General features: G+C 43.1%; 11 protein-coding genes and 2 pseudogenes. All 13 read left to right on the plus strand.

Features of this window, described 5'->3' with window-relative positions; translation table 11 throughout:
• Nucleotides 1-35: 35 nt before the first annotated feature.
• The 13 genes and pseudogenes from CK1_RS01590 to CK1_RS01650 all read left to right on the plus strand — a co-directional run bounded on the left by CK1_RS01590 (nucleotide 36) and on the right by CK1_RS01650 (nucleotide 18,351).
• A complete protein-coding gene (locus CK1_RS01590; protein WP_015524579.1) occupies nucleotides 36-395 on the plus strand; it encodes a DUF3847 domain-containing protein in 360 nt (119 codons plus the stop codon).
• Nucleotides 361-1,857: a MobQ family relaxase gene (gene mobQ / locus CK1_RS01595; RefSeq protein WP_015524580.1), complete on the plus strand. Its 1,497-nt coding sequence runs from the start codon at nucleotides 361-363 to the stop codon at nucleotides 1,855-1,857. Before CK1_RS01590 ends, mobQ begins: the two co-directional genes overlap by 35 nt.
• Nucleotides 1,854-3,725, plus strand: a complete 1,872-nt coding sequence (locus CK1_RS01600) for an AAA family ATPase (protein ID WP_015524581.1) — start codon at nucleotides 1,854-1,856, stop codon at nucleotides 3,723-3,725. Before mobQ ends, CK1_RS01600 begins: the two co-directional genes overlap by 4 nt.
• A gap of 142 nt (nucleotides 3,726-3,867) precedes the next feature.
• Nucleotides 3,868-4,026, plus strand: a complete 159-nt coding sequence (locus CK1_RS01605; protein ID WP_015524582.1) for a transposon-encoded TnpW family protein — start codon at nucleotides 3,868-3,870, stop codon at nucleotides 4,024-4,026.
• Nucleotides 4,027-4,067: 41 nt separating this feature from the next.
• Nucleotides 4,068-4,867, plus strand: a pseudogene (locus CK1_RS01610) (VirD4-like conjugal transfer protein, CD1115 family); the annotation flags it as partial.
• A gap of 241 nt (nucleotides 4,868-5,108) precedes the next feature.
• Nucleotides 5,109-5,324 (plus strand): Maff2 family mobile element protein, encoded by a 216-nt coding sequence (locus CK1_RS01615; RefSeq protein WP_015524585.1) that lies wholly within the window; start codon nucleotides 5,109-5,111, stop codon nucleotides 5,322-5,324.
• A gap of 4 nt (nucleotides 5,325-5,328) precedes the next feature.
• A complete protein-coding gene (locus tag CK1_RS01620) occupies nucleotides 5,329-6,201 on the plus strand; it encodes a VirB6/TrbL-like conjugal transfer protein, CD1112 family (RefSeq protein ID WP_015524586.1) in 873 nt (290 codons plus the stop codon).
• A 14-nt stretch (nucleotides 6,202-6,215) separates the two neighbouring features.
• Nucleotides 6,216-9,079 (plus strand): annotated as a pseudogene (locus CK1_RS01625) (VirB4-like conjugal transfer ATPase, CD1110 family).
• Between the two features lie 27 nt (nucleotides 9,080-9,106).
• On the plus strand, nucleotides 9,107-9,664 hold the full coding sequence (locus tag CK1_RS01630; RefSeq protein ID WP_306288678.1) for a hypothetical protein: 558 nt from the start codon (nucleotides 9,107-9,109) through the stop codon (nucleotides 9,662-9,664).
• 14 nt (nucleotides 9,665-9,678) lie between these two features.
• The gene (locus CK1_RS01635; RefSeq protein WP_306288679.1) at nucleotides 9,679-11,946 is read left to right on the plus strand and encodes a CD1108 family mobile element protein; all 2,268 of its coding nucleotides are present in this window, start codon (nucleotides 9,679-9,681) and stop codon (nucleotides 11,944-11,946) included.
• 12 nt (nucleotides 11,947-11,958) lie between these two features.
• Nucleotides 11,959-13,686 (plus strand): DUF4315 family protein, encoded by a 1,728-nt coding sequence (locus CK1_RS01640; RefSeq protein ID WP_306288680.1) that lies wholly within the window; start codon nucleotides 11,959-11,961, stop codon nucleotides 13,684-13,686.
• A gap of 48 nt (nucleotides 13,687-13,734) precedes the next feature.
• Nucleotides 13,735-15,837 carry a DNA topoisomerase 3 gene (locus CK1_RS01645; protein ID WP_055066058.1) on the plus strand — a complete coding sequence of 701 codons (2,103 nt, stop codon included), beginning with the start codon at nucleotides 13,735-13,737 and terminating at the stop codon, nucleotides 15,835-15,837.
• A gap of 36 nt (nucleotides 15,838-15,873) precedes the next feature.
• On the plus strand, nucleotides 15,874-18,351 hold the full coding sequence (locus CK1_RS01650; RefSeq protein WP_015524589.1) for a SpaA isopeptide-forming pilin-related protein: 2,478 nt from the start codon (nucleotides 15,874-15,876) through the stop codon (nucleotides 18,349-18,351).
• The last annotated feature ends 34 nt before the right edge of the window (nucleotides 18,352-18,385 follow it).

The following is an 18,385-nucleotide window of genomic DNA, read 5'->3' on the forward strand; positions in this document are numbered from 1 at the left end:
TTTATCCCAAAAATCAAAAAAGGAGGTCAATCACAATGACAAAACCGAAAACCCTTGAACAGCTCCGAGCCGAAAAGGAACGAGCCGAGACGCAGCTTGCACAGGAGAAGCACAAGCTCAACCGTCTTGAGAACAGAAAGAAATATCTGGAGAAAGGCGAAAGGCAGAAACGCACCCATCGTCTTTGCAATCTGGGCGGCACGATTGAGAGCCTTGCCCCGGAGGTCAAAGATCTCACACGCACCGAAATGACAGAGCTGATGGAGTACATCTTTTCTCTGTCCGAAGTCCAGCGAGCCGTCCGTCACATGGCGATTACTCACACCAACCAAGCGAACAGAGAAAAGGAGTTGAAAGCCGATGGCACTATTTCATCTGAGCGTCACGCAGACTAAGCGAAGCGCAGGACAGTCCGCTATTGCTTCTGCCGCCTACCGTGCCGGGGAGCGATTGTATAGCGAGTATTACGGCGAATACAGCGACTACACCCGCAAGGGCGGCGTGATCTGCTCTGACATTCTCTTGCCGTCCCATGCACCGCCAGAATACGCAGACCGCCAGACCCTATGGAACGCCGTGGAAAAAGCCGAGCGTGGAAAGAACGCCCAGCTTGCATACAGCTTTGACATTGCCTTGCAGAATGAATTTTCCCTTGAGGAAAACATCGCTCTTGCAAGGCGATTTTTATTGGAGAACTTTGTGAGCCGTGGCATGGTGGTTGACTTCGCCGTACACCAGCCAGACCGGGAGGACGGCGGCATACCAAACCCACACTTCCATGTGCTTTGTCCCATCCGCCCCATCGAGCAGGACGGTAAATGGGGGCTAAAGCAACGACGAGTGTACGAGCTGGACGAGGACGGAAATCGTATCAGAGACCAGAACGGCGAGTATGTTTTCAATGCCGTTCCCACTACCGACTGGGGCAGTCCCGAAACGCTGGAACATTGGCGGCAGACATGGGCGGAGCTATGCAATGCCAAGTTTGCGGAAAAAGGGCTTGATGTTCGTATCGACCACCGCAGCTATGAACGGCAAGGCGTGGATTTACTTCCCACTATCCATGAAGGCGCAACCGTCCGGGCAATGGAGAAGAAAGGTATCCGCACCGAGAAAGGCGAGTTCAACCGCTGGATCAAAGCCACCAACGCCGTGATCCGGGACATCAAGAAGAAAATCACTTCGCTTATGGGCTGGATAGCGGATATGAAAGCCGAGCTTGCCAAGCCACAGGCACCCGACCTTGTTTCTCTGCTGAACGCCTATTACACCCAGCGCAAAGCCGGGGCGTATTCCCAGAAAGGCAAAATCAGCAACCTAAAGGAGATGAACGATACTTTCAATTATCTCCGGGCAAACGGCATTTACTCCCTTGAGGATTTGGAACGCCGTGTCAGCGAACACAGTGCTGCCACAGAGAGTTTGAAGAAAACGCTGGACGAACAGACCGCCCGAATGAAAGCAATTAAGCAGCTCTATGACAGCTCCGCTGCTTTCCAGAGCTTGAAGCCTGTCTATGACGGCTTGCAGAAAATCAAGTTTGAGAAGCCCAGAGCCAAGTACAAGGCAGAGCATGAAGCGGAACTGAAACAGTTCTACGCCGCCAGACGCAAGCTGACCGGAGAGTTCCCGGACGGCAAGGTGGATATGAAAAAGCTGACCGAAGAGTATGACGAGCTGGAACAGGCGCACAACACCACCTATGGCGAGTTTAAGACTGTCAGAGACGATTTACACCGTCTTTGGAAGGTCAAGTCATGTGTAGATACTGCCGCCCGATTTAACGAGCGTACAGAGGAACAAATGCACCAAAATCGACCCCAAACACGACACAAAAAGGAGGAACTATCCCGATGAATTATACCCAAGCGCAGATTGACCGGGCAAACGCCGTCAGTCTGGAAGATTTTCTCCGCACACAGGGAGAGACGCTAATCAAAAGCGGACGAGAATACCGCTGGAAAGAACATGACAGCTTGACCGTCCGTGGAAACAAGTGGTTTCGACACAGCCAGAGCAAGGGCGGCTATCCCATTGATTTTGTCATGGAGTTTTACGGCAAGTCCTTTCCCGAAGCCGTCCAGCTTCTGACCGGCGAAAGCGGCGAGGGGCAGACCGAAGCCGCCACAGCACCGCCCACAGCGTTTCACTTGCCCTTGCACAACAGAACAGCCGACAGAGCAATTCAATATCTTTGCGAAAGCCGAGGTCTCAACAAAACGCTTGTTGAGGCTTTTCTTCTTTCCGGGGATATTTACGAGGACGCAAAGCGGCACAATGCTGTGTTTGTCGGCAGAGACCGAAGCGGTACGCCGAGATACGCCCATGTGCGAGGAACGGCAGACCCATTCAGACAGGACATTGCCGGGTCTGACAAATCCTATCCGTTCCACTATGAGGGAAACGGCAACCAGCTCTTTGTCTTTGAAGCACCGATTGACCTTTTGTCCTTTATCTGCCTTTATCCGCAGGACTGGCAGACAAGGAGCTACCTTGCCCTGGGCGGCGTTTCAGGCAAAGCCCTTGACCGTTTCCTTTCTGAACGCAAGGACACCCGAAAAGTGTTCCTCTGCCTTGACAGCGACACCGCAGGAAGTGAAGCCTGCACCCGGCTGGCACAGGACATTCCCGGCGAGATCGCCGTCATTCGCCTTGTCCCGGCAAGGAAAGACTGGAACGATGTTCTCCGTCAGCAAGGGGACATTCCCAGCCGCAAATTTATAGCGGAAACAATCACGCTACGAGAGCTGCCCACCGCCCAGCCTGTCCCCATGCTCCGTATGGCAGATGTGGAGCTGACGAGCGTGGATTGGCTATGGTTTCCGTATATCCCCTTTGGAAAGCTGACGATCATACAGGGCAACCCCGGCGAGGGAAAGACCTACTTTGCCATGCGTCTTGCGGCGGCTTGCACCAACCGAAAGCCCTTGCCCGGTATGGAAACAATTGAGCCTTTTAATATCATCTATCAGACCGCCGAGGACGGTTTGGGCGATACCGTTAAGCCCCGGCTGATGGAAGCTGACGCAGACCTTGAACGAGTGCTTGTCATTGACGATAGGGACACACCGCTGACCCTTGCCGATGAGCGCATAGCAAGGGCAATCCGGGAGAACAACGCAAGGCTTGTTATCATTGACCCGGTACAGGCGTTTCTGGGCGCAGATGTGGACATGAACAGAGCAAACGAGGTGCGCCCGATATTCCGCAGTCTGGGAGACATTGCACAGGCTACCGGGTGCGCTATCGTGCTGATTGGACACCTGAACAAAGCCGCAGGAACGCAAAGCACCTACCGGGGATTAGGGTCTATCGACATTACGGCGGCAGTCCGCAGTCTGCTCTTTATCGGCAAGCTGAAGGACAGTCCCACAACGAGGGTGCTTATCCATGAGAAAAGCTCCCTTGCGCCGCCCGGACAGTCCCTTGCCTTTTCTCTGGGAGACGAGAAAGGCTTTGAGTGGATAGGGGCTTATGACATTACCGCTGACGAGCTTCTTGCCGGGACAGACACCGCCAAGACCGAAAGCAAGACCGCACAGGCGCAAATGCTCATTCTGGAACTGCTTGCGGACGGAAAGCGTATGCCGAGTGCAGAGCTGGAAAAGGCAGTCAATGAGCGTGGGATTTCCTCACGCACCATGAGAACGGCAAAGAGCCGTATCGGGGACAGACTTGTGACCGAGAAAGACGGCACAGCATGGGTCTGCTATCTCCGAGATTGACAACAGGAACACGGCAAGCGTGGCAAAGACGGCAAGGGTTTTATAGATACCTTAATGTTGCCGCCTTGCCTTGTTCCCTCATACCGACACCGCCCGATGATGAACAGTCACCGGGCATTTTTCATTTACAGGAGGATTTTGAATGAACAATACCGCAACCAACACCGCCACTTGCCCGACTGTGAGAAAGCAGATCGGCAAGACAACCTATATCGTCCGTGTGCATTTCAGCGAGACCGCCAAGGAGACAATGGAGGACAAAATCAAGCGTCTGCTCCGTGAGGAAGTCCGCAAAATGTGACTTCTTTTTGAATTTGATGAAAAAGTCCTTGACTTTTCGTCTCTGGTAAGACAGCAAAATCTATTCTGATCAGTTGTGGTGCAAGACTCGCACCCTTTGATATTGCGGAACTGCGGGAGCTTATGAGTTATGACGAGCTGGAATTGGATCTGGTTGGTGACAGGAAAACTGCATTGTTTGTTATTATTTCAGATACCGATGATACCTTTAATTTTATTGTTTCTATTATGTACACACAGCTTTTTAATCTGCTCTGTGACAGAGCTGATGATGTATATGGAGGCAGACTTCCAATTCATGTGAGGTGTCTCCTGGACGAGTTTGCGAACATCGGACAAATTCCTAAATTTGAAAAATTGATTGCTACGATTAGAAGCCGGGAAATCTCAGCTTCTATTATTTTGCAGTCAAAGTCTCAGCTTAAGGCAATTTATAAGGATAATGCCGATACCATCGAAGGGAACTGTGATACGACCTTATTCCTGGGGGGAAAGGAAAAACGACATTAAAGGAAATAGCGGAGATCCTGGGAAAAGAAACCATAGATCTTTATAACACATCGGATACGAGAGGCAGTCAGCGGTCTTATGGAATGAACTACCAGAAAATAGGAAAGGAGTTGATGAGCCAGGATGAAATAGCAGTCATGGACGGAGGAAAATGTATTCTGCAGGTGAGAGGTGTCAGACCATTTTTCTCAAATAAATACGATATTTGCAAACATAAAAACTACAAATATCTGTCCGATTATGACAAAAAGAATATCTTTGATATTGAAAAATATCTGAGTACTAATCTGATACTGAAACCAGAGGATGAAGTGGAACTGTATCAGATGTAACTTCTCGACAAATTGTCGGGAAGTGGATCATGGGAGGAAATCATGAATAATTTGGAAAAAAGGAACAGTCGGTATCCATCGACGAAAATGAATATACCGACTGTACGTGTGAAGAATTTTCCAAGTAGAAAATCCTATGCTTAGTGTAGCACAAAAGGCAGGGTTTATATAGTGTTTTCTTCCCTTTCTGGAAAAAATCTAAGAAAGGACTGGAAAATGTAAGTTTTCCAAAGGTACACTTATGGCATTTTTTACAACGGCAATTACGACCTTAAAAACATTGGTTTGTGCGATCGGAGCCGGACTTGCAGCCTGGGGAGTGATCAATCTGCTGGAAGGATATGGAACGGACAATCCGGGTGCAAAGTCACAAGGAATAAAACAGTTGATGGCGGGCGGTGGCATCGTACTGATTGGAATAAACCTGATTCCACAGCTTGCAACTTTGTTTGGATAAATAAATGGGTGGAATAACCGAAAAAATAACAGAGTTCATAAAGGATCTGCTAACAGGCTGGATCACATCAAACCTGGATACCATGTTCACCGATGTAAATACCAAAGTAGAAACGATTGCTACAGAGGTTGGGAAAACACCCCAAAATTGGAACAGTGGCATTTTTTCCATGATAAAAAATCTGTCGGATAATGTCATTGTCCCCATTGCGGGGATGATTATTACATTTGTACTGTGTTATGAGCTGATTTCCATGATTATGGAAAAAAACAATATGCACGATACGGATACGTTTATGTTTTTCAAATACATTTTTAAGATGTGGGTAGCGGTATATCTGGTTACTCATACTTTTGATATTGCGATGGCAATTTTTGATGTAGCGAATCATGTGGTATCCAATGCTGGCGGTATGATAACCGGTTCCGCATCTATTGATGTTACAGAAGCATTGAAAACGCTTCTTGAAACGCAGATTGAAGATATGGGAATCGGAGAATTACTGGGGCTTGGTCTGGAAACGATGCTGGTCAGTTTATGTCTAAAAATCATATCAGTCCTGATTACCGTCATTTTATATGGACGAATGATAGAAATATATCTTTATGTCTCTGTGGCACCTATTCCGATTTCAACATTTACGAACAGGGAATGGGGAAGTATTGGAAATAATTATGTGAAGGCATTATTAGCGTTGGGATTCCAGGGATTTTTTATGATGGTATGTGTTGCGATTTATGCAGTTCTGGTAAATGCTATTACAGTTGCGGATAATCTTCATACAGCTATCTGGTCAGTTGCAGCATATACAGTTATTTTATGTTTCAGCCTGTTTAAGACCAGTTCCCTGGCAAAATCAATCTTCAATGCACATTAGGAGGAAACAAGAATATGGCATATGTTCCAGTGCCGAAAGATTTTTCAAAAATAAAGACAAAATTAGCACTGAATTTAACTAAAAGACAAATTATATGTTTTTCTCTGGCAGGAATTTGTGGTGTTCCGGTCTATTTGCTGACAAAAGCAGGACTGGGAACAGATGTGGCAGCAACGCTTATGATCATAGTGATGCTGCCATTTTTCTTTTTTGCAATGTATGAAAAGGATGGATTTCCAGCAGAGAAAATATTGCTTCACATTATCCGGCAGAAATTTTTAAGACCTGGAATCAGGTTCTATCGTTCCCAAAACTTATATGACCGGATTATAGAGTACGATAAATTAGAGAAAGAGGGTGCATGGCTTGAGAAAAAGGCAAAAGAAGCCAGGGAAGCGAGAAATCCGTTCCATTTCCTTAAAAAAGCAGACCGAAAAAATAAGAAACAGAAAACCGGACTTACGAAAGAAGAAAAAAAGCGTCTGAAAGAACTTCGGATGATAAAAGCGGAGAATCAGAAGAAGAGGAAGCCTTTTACAGCGCAGGATACGATTCCATATAAGGAAATATATAAGGATGGTATCTGCAGGACGGATGATAACTATTATTCAAAAATGGTGCAGTTTTACGATATAAATTACCAGTTAGCGCAGAATGATGATAAAGCGGCTATTTTTGAGAACTATTGTGAGTTCCTGAATTCATTTGACAGCTCTGTTGAGGTACAAATTACATTTCTTAATCAACAGGTGAATTTTGATGAGTATGCAAAAAATATTGATATTCCAGAGCAGGATGACTGTTTCAATGATATTCGGAAAGAATATTCGGATATGTTGAAAATGCAGCTTTCCAAAGGAAATAATGGGCTTGTAAAAACAAAATATATTACATTTTCCATTAAGGCGGATAATCTGCGAAATGCAAAATCCAGGCTGGAGAGAATTGAAGCCAGTGTATTGAATAATTTTAAGGTGATGGGAGCCATGGCAGAGCCTTTAAATGGGGTAGAACGTCTGAAAATCTTGCATGATGTGATGAATATGGACACAAAAGAATCTTTCCATTTCCATTATGGGATGGTTGCAAAAACAGGTCTGCAGACAAAAGACTTTATTGCACCTACCGGATTTGATTTTCGCAATGACAGCTATTTTCGGATGGGACAGACTTTTGGATGCGTGTCATATTTACAGATTACATCACCAGAACTTACGGATAAACTGCTGGCAGATCTGCTGGATCTGGAAGAGAATCTTATCATCAATATGCACCTGCGTCCAATTGATCCCAAGGCAGCTATTAAAAGCCTGAAAAGTACGCTGTCAAATATTCAGAAAATGAAAATTGAAGAACAGAAGAAAGCGGTCAGAAGCGGATATGATATGGATATTATTCCAACGGACATTTCTACATACGGAGAGGATGTGGAGGGATTGCTCAATGAAATCCAGTCCAGGAATGAGAAACTTTTTGAACTTACTTTTTTGCTGATGAATACAGCGGACAATAAGAGAAAACTGGACAATATTGTGTATCAGACTGCAGGAATCGCCCAGAAATATAATTGCAATATACGGAGACTTCAATATCAGCAGGAACAGGGACTTGTGGCATCACTACCACTGGGAATGAACCAGACTGGAATACAGAGAATTATGACTACGACTTCTACAGCAATCTTTGTTCCGTTTACCACACAGGAACTTTTCCAAGGCGGTGAAGCTCTTTACTATGGCTTAAATGCACTGTCAAACAATCTCATTATGGTGGATCGGAAACGATTGAAAACACCTAACGGCTTGATTTTGGGTACTCCTGGTTCCGGTAAGAGTTTTGCAACGAAAAGAGAAATTCTCAATGTTTTCCTGATTACAGACGATGACATTATTATCTGTGACCCGGAGGGAGAATATTTTCCGCTGGTAAATGCCTTAAATGGTGAAGTTATTAAAATCAGTGCAAAAAGTAATGATTACATCAATCCTATGGAAGTGAACCTGGATGTTATTTATCATCCGGAGAAATACAGGATTAATGGCGATGTGGAGGATATTGATACCATTATTGCTGATAAAGCAGAGTTTATCACATCTTTCTGCGAGGTCATTATGAAGAAACCTCAAAATGCAGAATTAAATGGTGATGAGGTTTCCATGATTGACCTGTGTGTAAAAGACATTTATAAAAATATCTTTACAATGATCCAAAACCGGAAAATATGCCGACTCTGCAGGATTTCTATGAACGTCTGAACTTTTATGCACCAGATAAACCAGCAGCACAGAACATTGCCAACAGTCTGCAGTTGTATGTAACAGGATCGCAGAATGTATTTAACCATCGAAGTAATGTCGATACGCAGAACAGAGTGGTATGCTTTGATATCCGGGAACTTGGAACCACACTACGAAAAGCAGGGATGTTGATTGTCCAGCATATGGTTTGGACAAGAGTATCACAGAACCGCAGTCGCAGGAAATCAACCCGTTATTATGTGGATGAATTTCACCTTTTGCTGAACCAGCCACAGACTGCTAATTATTCTATTGAAATGTGGAAGAGATTTCGTAAGTGGGGTGGAATCATTACAGGAATCAGTCAGAATGTAACAGATTTTCTTGGCTCTCTGGCAGTAGAAAGTATTGTGGGAAACAGTGATTTTATCCTGATGTTAAATCAGCACAGCGGGGATCAGAAGATCCTTGCGGAGAAATTGAATATTTCCAAGCATCAGATTTCTTTTGTAAATAACAGTAATGCAGGAGAAGGGTTGCTTTTTTACGGAAATGTAATCATACCTTTTGCAGACAGATATCCGCAGGATACCAGAACCTATGCTTTGATGAGTACTAAACCGGATGAGATTCAGACTTAACGGACAAAAAAGCAGAGGTGAGGTACATTGGGAAAACAAAAATATACGGCGAAAGAGAAGAAAGTCAGCCGTATGACCAGAAATGGTCTGGTTGAGGAAAATCTTGCAACAAAGGAGACCAGAAAAGTTACAAACAGCGATCAGGAGTTGCCTTATAAACAGAAGGATGTAGAACAGGCATTTATTACTTCTGAAAAGAAGAAAAACTCTCATAAAAAAGCTGAAAAGAAACAATTTTCCGAAAAAGTTCAGGAGGGAAATCCTGCCAAAAAAGAAGAGGCTGCAAACAGTCCTCCGGGAAAACGAAAAACACAGGGACGGTACAGATATCGGGACAAGCCTGCAGGTGTATCTGTGGATTCAGCGGTAGAAATACGTGAGCGCAAAGAAAAACACAGGAGCCAGTATCAGCGACAGAAAAAGAAACAGCAGAGACTGCAGTTTGGAAAACTGGAGACAGATGGAAGTCTGAAGAAAGAAAAGAAAACTTCGGCTGAAACAGATGGAGGACATTTTCAGGCAGAGAAGAATGATGTTTCTACAAACCGAAAAAAGGAAAGCAGAAATATAGCCGAAAAACAATAAAAACTTATCAGGAAGTGGATAAGGCTGCAAGAAAACAGGAAGCTGAGAGGCAGAACAAAATTCCGAAAGATTCTGTTTATACCAAGAAAACAAATGAGGAACAGAAAGCAAAGGTAAAGTACCATTTATATTTCGACAAAAAAACAGGGAAAACGGATGGTAAAAAGAAAACCTTGTCTTCTGTTCCAAAGAAAGCATTAAAAAATGCAGTATATCAGAAAGCAGGCGAAGACGAAGAGGAAAACAGTGCTGTAGATGCAGCACATAAGCTGGTGCGTTCAGGTGAGTGGATATTACAGGAACATAGCAGTAGAAATATCCGGAAGAACCGCAGTCAGATACATAAAGAAAACCGTTTAGAGCAAAGAGCCTGGAAGAGTGCATCCAGGTATCAATATCAGAAATATCTGGAAGAACATCCAGAGATGCAGAAAAAGCTGATCAGAAAATTAATACAGAAGCAGAGGATTAAGCGAGAGTATCAGATGGCATACCGGGCTGGGAAGATTGCAAAAGAAACAAAAGACACCTCAATCCGGTCAGTAAATCTTGCTACTAAAATTGCAAGAAAGGCACAGGAAGTATTTGTAAGAAATGTAACTACTCTGATCTCAATGGGGTTGTTATTGATTTTGCTTCTTTCCGTAATGACAGGATTTGCTTCCTGTTCGGCTATGTTTTCTAATGGAATTTCTACGGTAATCGCTTCCAGTTACATTGCGGATCCGGACGAAATTGAAAAAGCAGAGTTGTATTATACGCAGTTGGAAGCCAGTCTTCAACAGAAAATAAACCAGATGGAAGCCCGGTATCCAGGAAAAGATGAATACAGATATAACATTGGTGAAATCGGCCATGATCCCCATACATTGATCAGTTATCTGACTGCCAGGTATGGGGATTTTAAGTTTGATGAGATAAAAGGAGAACTGGAAACAATTTTTTCTTTACAGTACGGAATCACCGTAGAGGAAAAAAGTGAAACCCGGCAGGAAACATCTACAATACAGGTAGGGCAGTCATTGGGAAATGTTGTGACCAGTGGATACTGTAACTGTCCTATCTGCTGTGGCGTGTGGAGTGGAGGACCAACTGCTTCAGGGGCAATGCCACAGGCTAATCATACGCTTGCGGTTGATGCTGCAAACCCATTTCTTCCAATGGGGACGAAAGTAGTGATGAATGGGATTGAGTACACCGTAGAAGATACTGGAAACTTTGCCCAGTATGGTGTCCAGTTTGATGTTTATTATGATAATCACGCAGTAGCTGAGGCACATGGTCATCAGACCTGGGAATGTTTTCTGGCAGAGGGCAATCAGAACTCTGTGGAAGTTACCCGTACAGTAACTGCAGATGTACTGAATGTTTCTGTTCAGGCAAAACCGCTTAGAAGTGTTATTCTGTCCAGAATGGAAGAGGATGAGCAGGAAATTTATGAAGAGGTCTATTCCAACAGAGGAAATTTACAGACATATAAAACTCCGGTTGAGTTAAACTGGTATGCCTATATCAGTACCTATTATGGGTATTCTGTAAACAATGGAACCGGGCAGACACAACTTCACAGAGGTGTGACGGTTAATGTACGACAGGGAACAGAAGTGAAGTCAGCGATGAATGGTTTTGTTGTAGATGTAGGATATAGCGGAACTTTTGGAAATTATGTAGTTACGCAGGATAAAAAAGGTGTGCAGATTAAATACGCTTATCTGCAGAGCATTTCGGTAGCAAATGGTCAGGAAGTAACAACAGATACTGTAATTGGTACAACGGGAAGTACAGGAAGTGCAACCGGAAGCCAGTTATATTTGGAACTGGTCAAAGATGGGGAATATTATAATCCTGTTTTTTATATCAGTACCGGAGATAGCGGGCTGTATGGTGGAGGCGGCAGTTATGATGATGAGACTGTGCGGAGATTATTTGCGGAAGCAGACAAATATCTTGGTATGCCGTATGTATGGGGCGGTTCCAGCCCGGAGACTTCTTTTGACTGTTCTGGTTTTGTAAGCTATGTGTTTACCAATTCGGGTGTCTGCAATATGGGAAGACTTACTGCACAGGGAATTTATGACATTTGTATGCCTGTATCACCAGAAGAAGCAAGGCCAGGAGATATTATCTTTTTCACTGGGACGTATGATGCGGGAGAGCCGGTTACCCACGTAGGAATTTATGCCGGAGATGGACAGATGATCCATTGTGGAAATCCAATTCAGTATACGTCCATTAATTCTGCATACTGGCAGTCTCATTTTTATGCTTTTGGCAGGCCATAAGGAGGGGCGTATTTGAACATTGAACGAATAAAAGAAGAACTTGCAAGAACCTACGCTAAGATTGAAAAGCTACAGAAAAAAGCAAGGGATCTGGAAGAACAGAAGAAACAGGCAGAGGATATGGAGTATCTGAAAATTATCCGAAGCAATGGAGTTTCCGCAGAGGAACTTCAGTTGATGATTGATATCAGTAAGGAGGAACAAAAAAGATATTGGAAACCAGAGAAAAGGAGCAGACAGAAAATGAAGAAATTTCATAAAAGAGCAGCTGTATTTTTAACCGCAGCTACGTTAGCAGGACTTCCGGCAGGAGCTTTCTTTTATAGTTCGCCCGGAAGTCTGACTGTATGGGCAGATAATGTAGAAGTGGAATCATCAGAAGAAAGCAGCCCGGAAGATGTTGATTTTTCAGATGAATCAGAAGCTGAAATTCTTGCAGATCCAGTGGAACAGGCACAGGAAGATGCAGGAAATGATGTGACGGAAACACCGGAAGTAGGGATTACCTTTACAGAACCCGAAGGCTGGCAGACAGATACGGCAACCGTAAAAATTCAAGTGGAAGATACAAAGAATACAGGTGCTTTTTCTATTGCAAAAGTAGAAGCAAGACTTTCAGAAAATGGAGGATGGTCAGACATAACCGGAAATATGGAAGTATCCATCTCTTCTAATTGTAGTGTTTATGTGAGAGTTACCGATCAGAATGGAAATACTTATGAGCAGAATCGTTACATAGAGTGTTTTGATAAAACCAAACCAACTATTATTGCGGCTGCGAAGAATGGGATACTGATCGTGCAGGGAGTTGATGCGGAATCGGGAATTGCTGCTTTGTATGTCAATGGAAATGAATTCACAGAACTGACGAATAATACATTAAATGTCCGTTTGCAAAAAGCGGATACTTCCTATGAATACTTTACCCTGCAGGCAAAAGACAAAGCAGGAAATATGTCAGAGATCTATAAAGTAGGAAACCCTTATTATGAAAATCCAGATGCAGTAAAAGAGAATACAGAGGTTTCCGGAACGGAGCAGAATGCAGCTTCTTTGCCAGCCGATGGAACTGCAAGTAAGCCCACCAGTGCTACGGCAACCGTAACGGAACATCAGACAACGAACGAGACTGCTACTGCACCAACAGAACCAGAAAACACAGGAAATGAAACGGATACAGAAGCAGATACCGGACGGGTGCAGGGAGAAAGTTCTGCTTCCGGCATGACAACAGGAACAGTTCAGGACAAAGGGGGAAAGGAATTTTATACGATCAAGACAAAAAGTGATAAGGTTTTTTATCTGATCGTAGATAAGGATAAAACGGATGAAAATGTTTATCTTCTTACAGAGGTAGGCGAAAATGATCTTTTGAACTTTACGGATACCAACATGGTCACACTTCCACAGAACCAGGCTATTGCAGAATCCGCACTGCCACTTGAAACAGAGAAGATCACAGAGATACCGGAACCAGAAGTTACGATCATACCGGAAGAAAAGGAAGAACCTGAGAAGAAAAGCAATAATTCTGGCACGATTTTATTAATGCTGCTGGTTCTGGCAGGAGTTTGTGGTGCTTACTATTATTGGAAATTTATGAAAGGAAGAAATACTTCTTTTGATTATGAAGAGGACGAGGACGACGATGAGGAGGAAGATACAATTCGTGAGGATGATGAAGAATTAGAAGAATATGAAATGGAAGGTGAAGTAGAAGACGAAGAATCAGAGGAATAACTTTGTTTCACTTAATTACAGCGACAGGTGCAGAAAGGAGATTGAAAATTGCAGCTTGTAATTGCGGAAAAACCCAGCGTAGCCAGAAACATTGCGAAGGTGCTTCATGCCACAAACGTAAAAGATGGCTACCTGGAAGGAAAAGAATATCTGGTTTCCTGGTGTATTGGGCATTTGATTGAACTGGCTAGTGCGGATCAGTACCGGGATGACTGGAAAGCATGGAAATATGAAACACTTCCCATGATTCCGGAGAATTGGAAATATCAGATTAAAGAAAGTACCAAAGGGCAGTTTCGGGTTTTAAAGGAACTGCTTCACAGAGCAGATATCACAGAAGTTATATGTGCAACAGATGCAGGAAGAGAAGGGGAGTTGATTTTCCGTCTGGTATATAACCAGGCAGAATGTAAACTTCCCTTTAAAAGACTGTGGATTTCTTCCATGGAGGAAAAAGCAATTCTGGAAGGATTTCAGCAGCTGAAAGATGGACATGAATATGATGATCTTTATTATTCTGCAGTGGCGCGAAGTGAAGCAGACTGGCTGGTAGGAATTAATGCCACCAGACTGTTTACGGTACTGTATCACCATCGGTTGATTGTAGGTCGGGTGCAGACACCTACACTTGCAATGCTGGTGGAACGGGAAAAGAGCATCGAGAACTTCCAGAAAGAGAAGTATTATCTGGTTCATCTTCTGATGGATGGATTGGATGCTGTAAGCAGCCGGATAAAAGAGAAAAGTGCTGCCGTTCAGATGATGGAGGATATGAAGGATGAAACTGCACAGATTCTTTCAGTAAAGAAAGAGAAGAAAAAGGTACAGCCGCCGAAATTATATGATCTGACCACATTACAGAGGGAAGCAAATCGTCTTCTTGGATTTACGGCACAGCAAACCTTGGACTATACCCAAAGCCTTTATGAGAAGAAACTGGTGACGTATCCAAGGACGGATAGCCAATATCTTACAGATGATATGGAAGAAAATGCTCTTCTAGTTGTCGGGGCAGTAAATAGTATGTTTCCTGAAATGTCAATAAAGGGTTCAGAACCAGATATAAAGAGAATTTTGAACAGTAAAAAGGTATCAGATCATCATGCAATTATACCAACGGTAGAAATTACAAACATGGATTTAAAAGCACTTCCGGGTGGAGAAAAGAAAATTCTCATGCTGATTGCATCAAAGTTATTATGTGCATCGGAACAGGAATACATATATGAGAGTATTAAGACTGAAATTTCCTGTCATGGAGAACTGTTTACTGCATCTGGAAAGAATGTTCTCCAATATGGATGGAAAGAAGTGGAAGAACGGTTCTTTAAATCATATGGGAAAAATGCAGAAAAGCCAGAAGAGGAGGAAAGTGATTTTCCAGATATAAAAATAGGGCAGGTATTTGAATGTGTTGTTGTAAAATTTAGTGAACATTTTACAGCACCGCCGAAACATTATACGGAGGATACGCTCCTTAGTGCCATGGAACACGCTGGAAGCTCGGATATGATAGAAGACGCAGAGAGAAAAGGGCTTGGAACTCCGGCTACCAGGGCAGCGATTATTGAAAAACTGATTGAGAAAGGCTTTGTTGAGCGTAAAAAGAAGCAGATATTACCTACAGCAGATGGAAGAAATCTGATCAGGATTCTTCCGGAAATGATCAAATCACCAAAACTTACAGCAGAATGGGAAAATGATCTGACACTGATTTCCAGAGGCCAGAAAAATGTAGAAGAATTTCTCTTCGAAATTGAAAAAATGGTTACCAAATTGGTAAGTGATAATGGACAGCCAGTGGAAGAATACCAGAAACTATTTTCAGATGGTCGGAAGGAAATTGGAAAATGCCCAAGATGTGGCAATAAGGTTTATGTGGGAAAGAGAAATTATTATTGTTCAGGAAGTGATTGCAGTTTTACTTTATGGAAAAATAACCGATTTTTTGAGAGTCAGGGAAAAACACTTGATGAAGCAACTGTCAGGAAGCTGCTGAGTGAGAAGCAGGTGCATTTCAAAGATCTGGTATCAGAGAAAACAAAAAGGAAGTATGAAGCAACTATAAAGATGGAGGTTTCAGAAACCGGAAATCCAAAGTTTCAGTTGATTTTCCCGGAACGGAAGAAAGGAAAAAAGAATGAAGAATAAAAAAATATGAGAAGATTTTTGTCGGGATTCTTGGCAATGCTTACAGTGTTATCTACAATTCTATCTCCAATACTGTCCTATGCGGCAGATGTAGTGCCAGAAGAGCCACCGTTATACGAAGAGGTAAAAAATGAACTTGATGCAGATGAGGTGGTAAAAGCAAAAGATCTGGAACTGGAAACAGGCAGTATTTTTGAAGTGGAGAAAGATTTTACCGGACTGGAAATACCAGATGAAAAAAAGGTGAAGATCACTTTCCATGAGGCAAAAAATGAGGAAAAGCAGGATTTTACAACAGATTACGAAGATACATACAAAGCTGTTTATTATGTAGAGCCAGTAAGTGGCCACCCAATTTATCAGATCAATCGTAAGCTGATTGTAAAGGAAGCGGTGGTGCAGGTTGCTGAATCTGAGAATCAGGAATCTGTAAGCAACCAGGAAGATGAGAATGAAGCAGAAGGCGAGGAACCAGCCATAGGCACTGCAGAGAGTGAAGAACCTGTGCAGGATGAGGTAAATGTAGAAATTCCGTCAGAGGATGAAATCTATGAAGAAGTAACTCCGACAGAAATTCCGGTTGAGGAAGAGCCAATAGATACACCAATCCCGGAAAACCCGTCTGAGGAAGTTTCAACAGAAGAACCTGCCATAGATGATAATCCGGATACAGACAGCACATTTGAAGAAATTACAGATACAGATCCGGAAGAAATGCCAGAGGCGACAGACGACTCTTTTACAGATGGAACAGAGAAAACAGAAGATGCAGATGGAAATTATCAGGTAAATATTGTTCGTGGAGAGGAATTTCATATTGAGCTGAACCATGAAGATGGACAGTATCAGCCAGGAGAAACCGTTGTATTTTCCGGAGATATGCCGCAAGGCAGCTTAATTGCAGTAGGAACAACAAAAGTACAGGCAAACCAGACAGAGAATACAGAAGATTTATTGTATTCAGAGGTGACTTATCACGAAGAATCGGATAAATTCAGTTTTGAAATGCCAGCAGATGACATTGACCTAAGTGTTTCCATGGATCAGGCAGAAAACGGTATCATGTTACTTGCAACCGATACTCCATGGGATGATGCAACAAATATTGAAGCAAATAAATATTACTATTATTCAGATGGCCAGCTTCATCCGTTTGATACAGTTATGGGACAGGGTGGAAATGACAGCTACAAATATGTTCGTTACAAAGCAGGCGGAAAGACTTATACAGTAAATGCGTATTGTATGCAGCACTCCATGCAGTCACCTCCAAGTGGGACAACATATAAAAATATGGTTGAACTGGATGAAGGCGGAGATGATAAATATTTGAGAAAAGCCTTATTCTATGGATATGGCGGTCCAGGATGGGGACATACATTCAATGGATATAATGTAAAATCCATTATGGAAAAATATGGATGCAGTTCTGAGACAAGAGCCATGCAGCATTACCTGGTTGACTATTTATATGATGGCGAATCCGGATTTGGAGGTGCGCTTTCTACAACCGCTAAAAATATGCTGAAAGAGATTAAAGCAGCTCTTGCTAAAATGCCTGATCCGACAGCAATGAAACTTCTTCCAGGACTTTCCGTTAATGCAACGGGAAAGGAAACAGAAAGTTTTACCTGGAAGGCAAATGAAGCATTTACCATTACCATTCATCTGGAGAACGGAGTAAGCCTTGTTAATGAAACCACAGGAAAAACGGCATCTGGAAATGTCACTGTAAAGGGTGGAGAGAAATTCCATCTTGTAGCTACAACAGCCAATATGGGTAGCCTGAAAGGAAAGTATGCGATTACATCTAATTTCCCTTTGGATTTCCATGCAATGCTCTTAAAATTGGAGAGTTCACAGGACATTGGTTTTGGCTACTATACAGATTCCTCTGACCTGCAGATTACAGTTGACTGGCCGGAAGAAGCAGTTATTGAAATTACAAAGAAAGATGGAGACACTGGAAAAAATCTAGCTGGAGCCGTGTATGGGGTATATAGTGATAACGCCTGCACAAAGCTGATTGCTAAAATGCCGCCAACAGACAGCAATGGTTCTTCACGTGTAACTCTTACTAAGACACAGGATACAGTTTACTTAAAGGAAATTACAGCACCAGAAGGTTATGTTGTCCAGGCTTCCTCTTATGGAGTGAAATTAGTAGTTGGCAGTACGACCAAACAGACTGTAACGGACAAAGAGCAGAAAGGAAATCTGACCGTTTATAAAGAGGGTGAGGTTTTCGTAGGAGCTGTATCTGATGAAAATGGAACTTTATTCCAGTATGAGAAACGCCGTCAGAAAGGAGCCGTTTATAACGTATATGCTGCCGAGGATATTGTAACAGCAGGTGGAAAAACAGTTTACAAAAAAGGCGCAGAAGTAGCAAAAAATCTGATCACAGGTGAGAACGGTTCTGTAACGGTAAAGAATCTTCCGCTTGGAAGCTATAATGTAACAGAAGCACAGGCCCCGGAAAATTTTTATAATGCAAAAGAAACAAAAAAGTAACCATTTCTTATGCAGGGCAAACTGCAGAAGCGGC

This window comes from Ruminococcus sp. SR1/5, assembly GCF_000209835.1.
GTDB classification, from domain to species: domain Bacteria; phylum Bacillota; class Clostridia; order Lachnospirales; family Lachnospiraceae; genus Blautia_A; species Blautia_A fusiformis.

What these genes read in the sequence shown, in the direction of transcription:
- CK1_RS01590 (WP_015524579.1), top strand. Translation starts at nt 36, where the DNA reads ATGACAAAACCGAAAACCCTTGAACAGCTCCGAGCCGAAAAGGAACGA.
- mobQ (WP_015524580.1), top strand. Translation starts at nt 361, where the DNA reads ATGGCACTATTTCATCTGAGCGTCACGCAGACTAAGCGAAGCGCAGGA.
- CK1_RS01600 (WP_015524581.1), top strand. Translation starts at nt 1,854, where the DNA reads ATGAATTATACCCAAGCGCAGATTGACCGGGCAAACGCCGTCAGTCTG.
- CK1_RS01605 (WP_015524582.1), top strand. Translation starts at nt 3,868, where the DNA reads ATGAACAATACCGCAACCAACACCGCCACTTGCCCGACTGTGAGAAAG.
- CK1_RS01615 (WP_015524585.1), top strand. Translation starts at nt 5,109, where the DNA reads ATGGCATTTTTTACAACGGCAATTACGACCTTAAAAACATTGGTTTGT.
- CK1_RS01620 (WP_015524586.1), top strand. Translation starts at nt 5,329, where the DNA reads ATGGGTGGAATAACCGAAAAAATAACAGAGTTCATAAAGGATCTGCTA.
- CK1_RS01650 (WP_015524589.1), top strand. Translation starts at nt 15,874, where the DNA reads ATGCTTACAGTGTTATCTACAATTCTATCTCCAATACTGTCCTATGCG.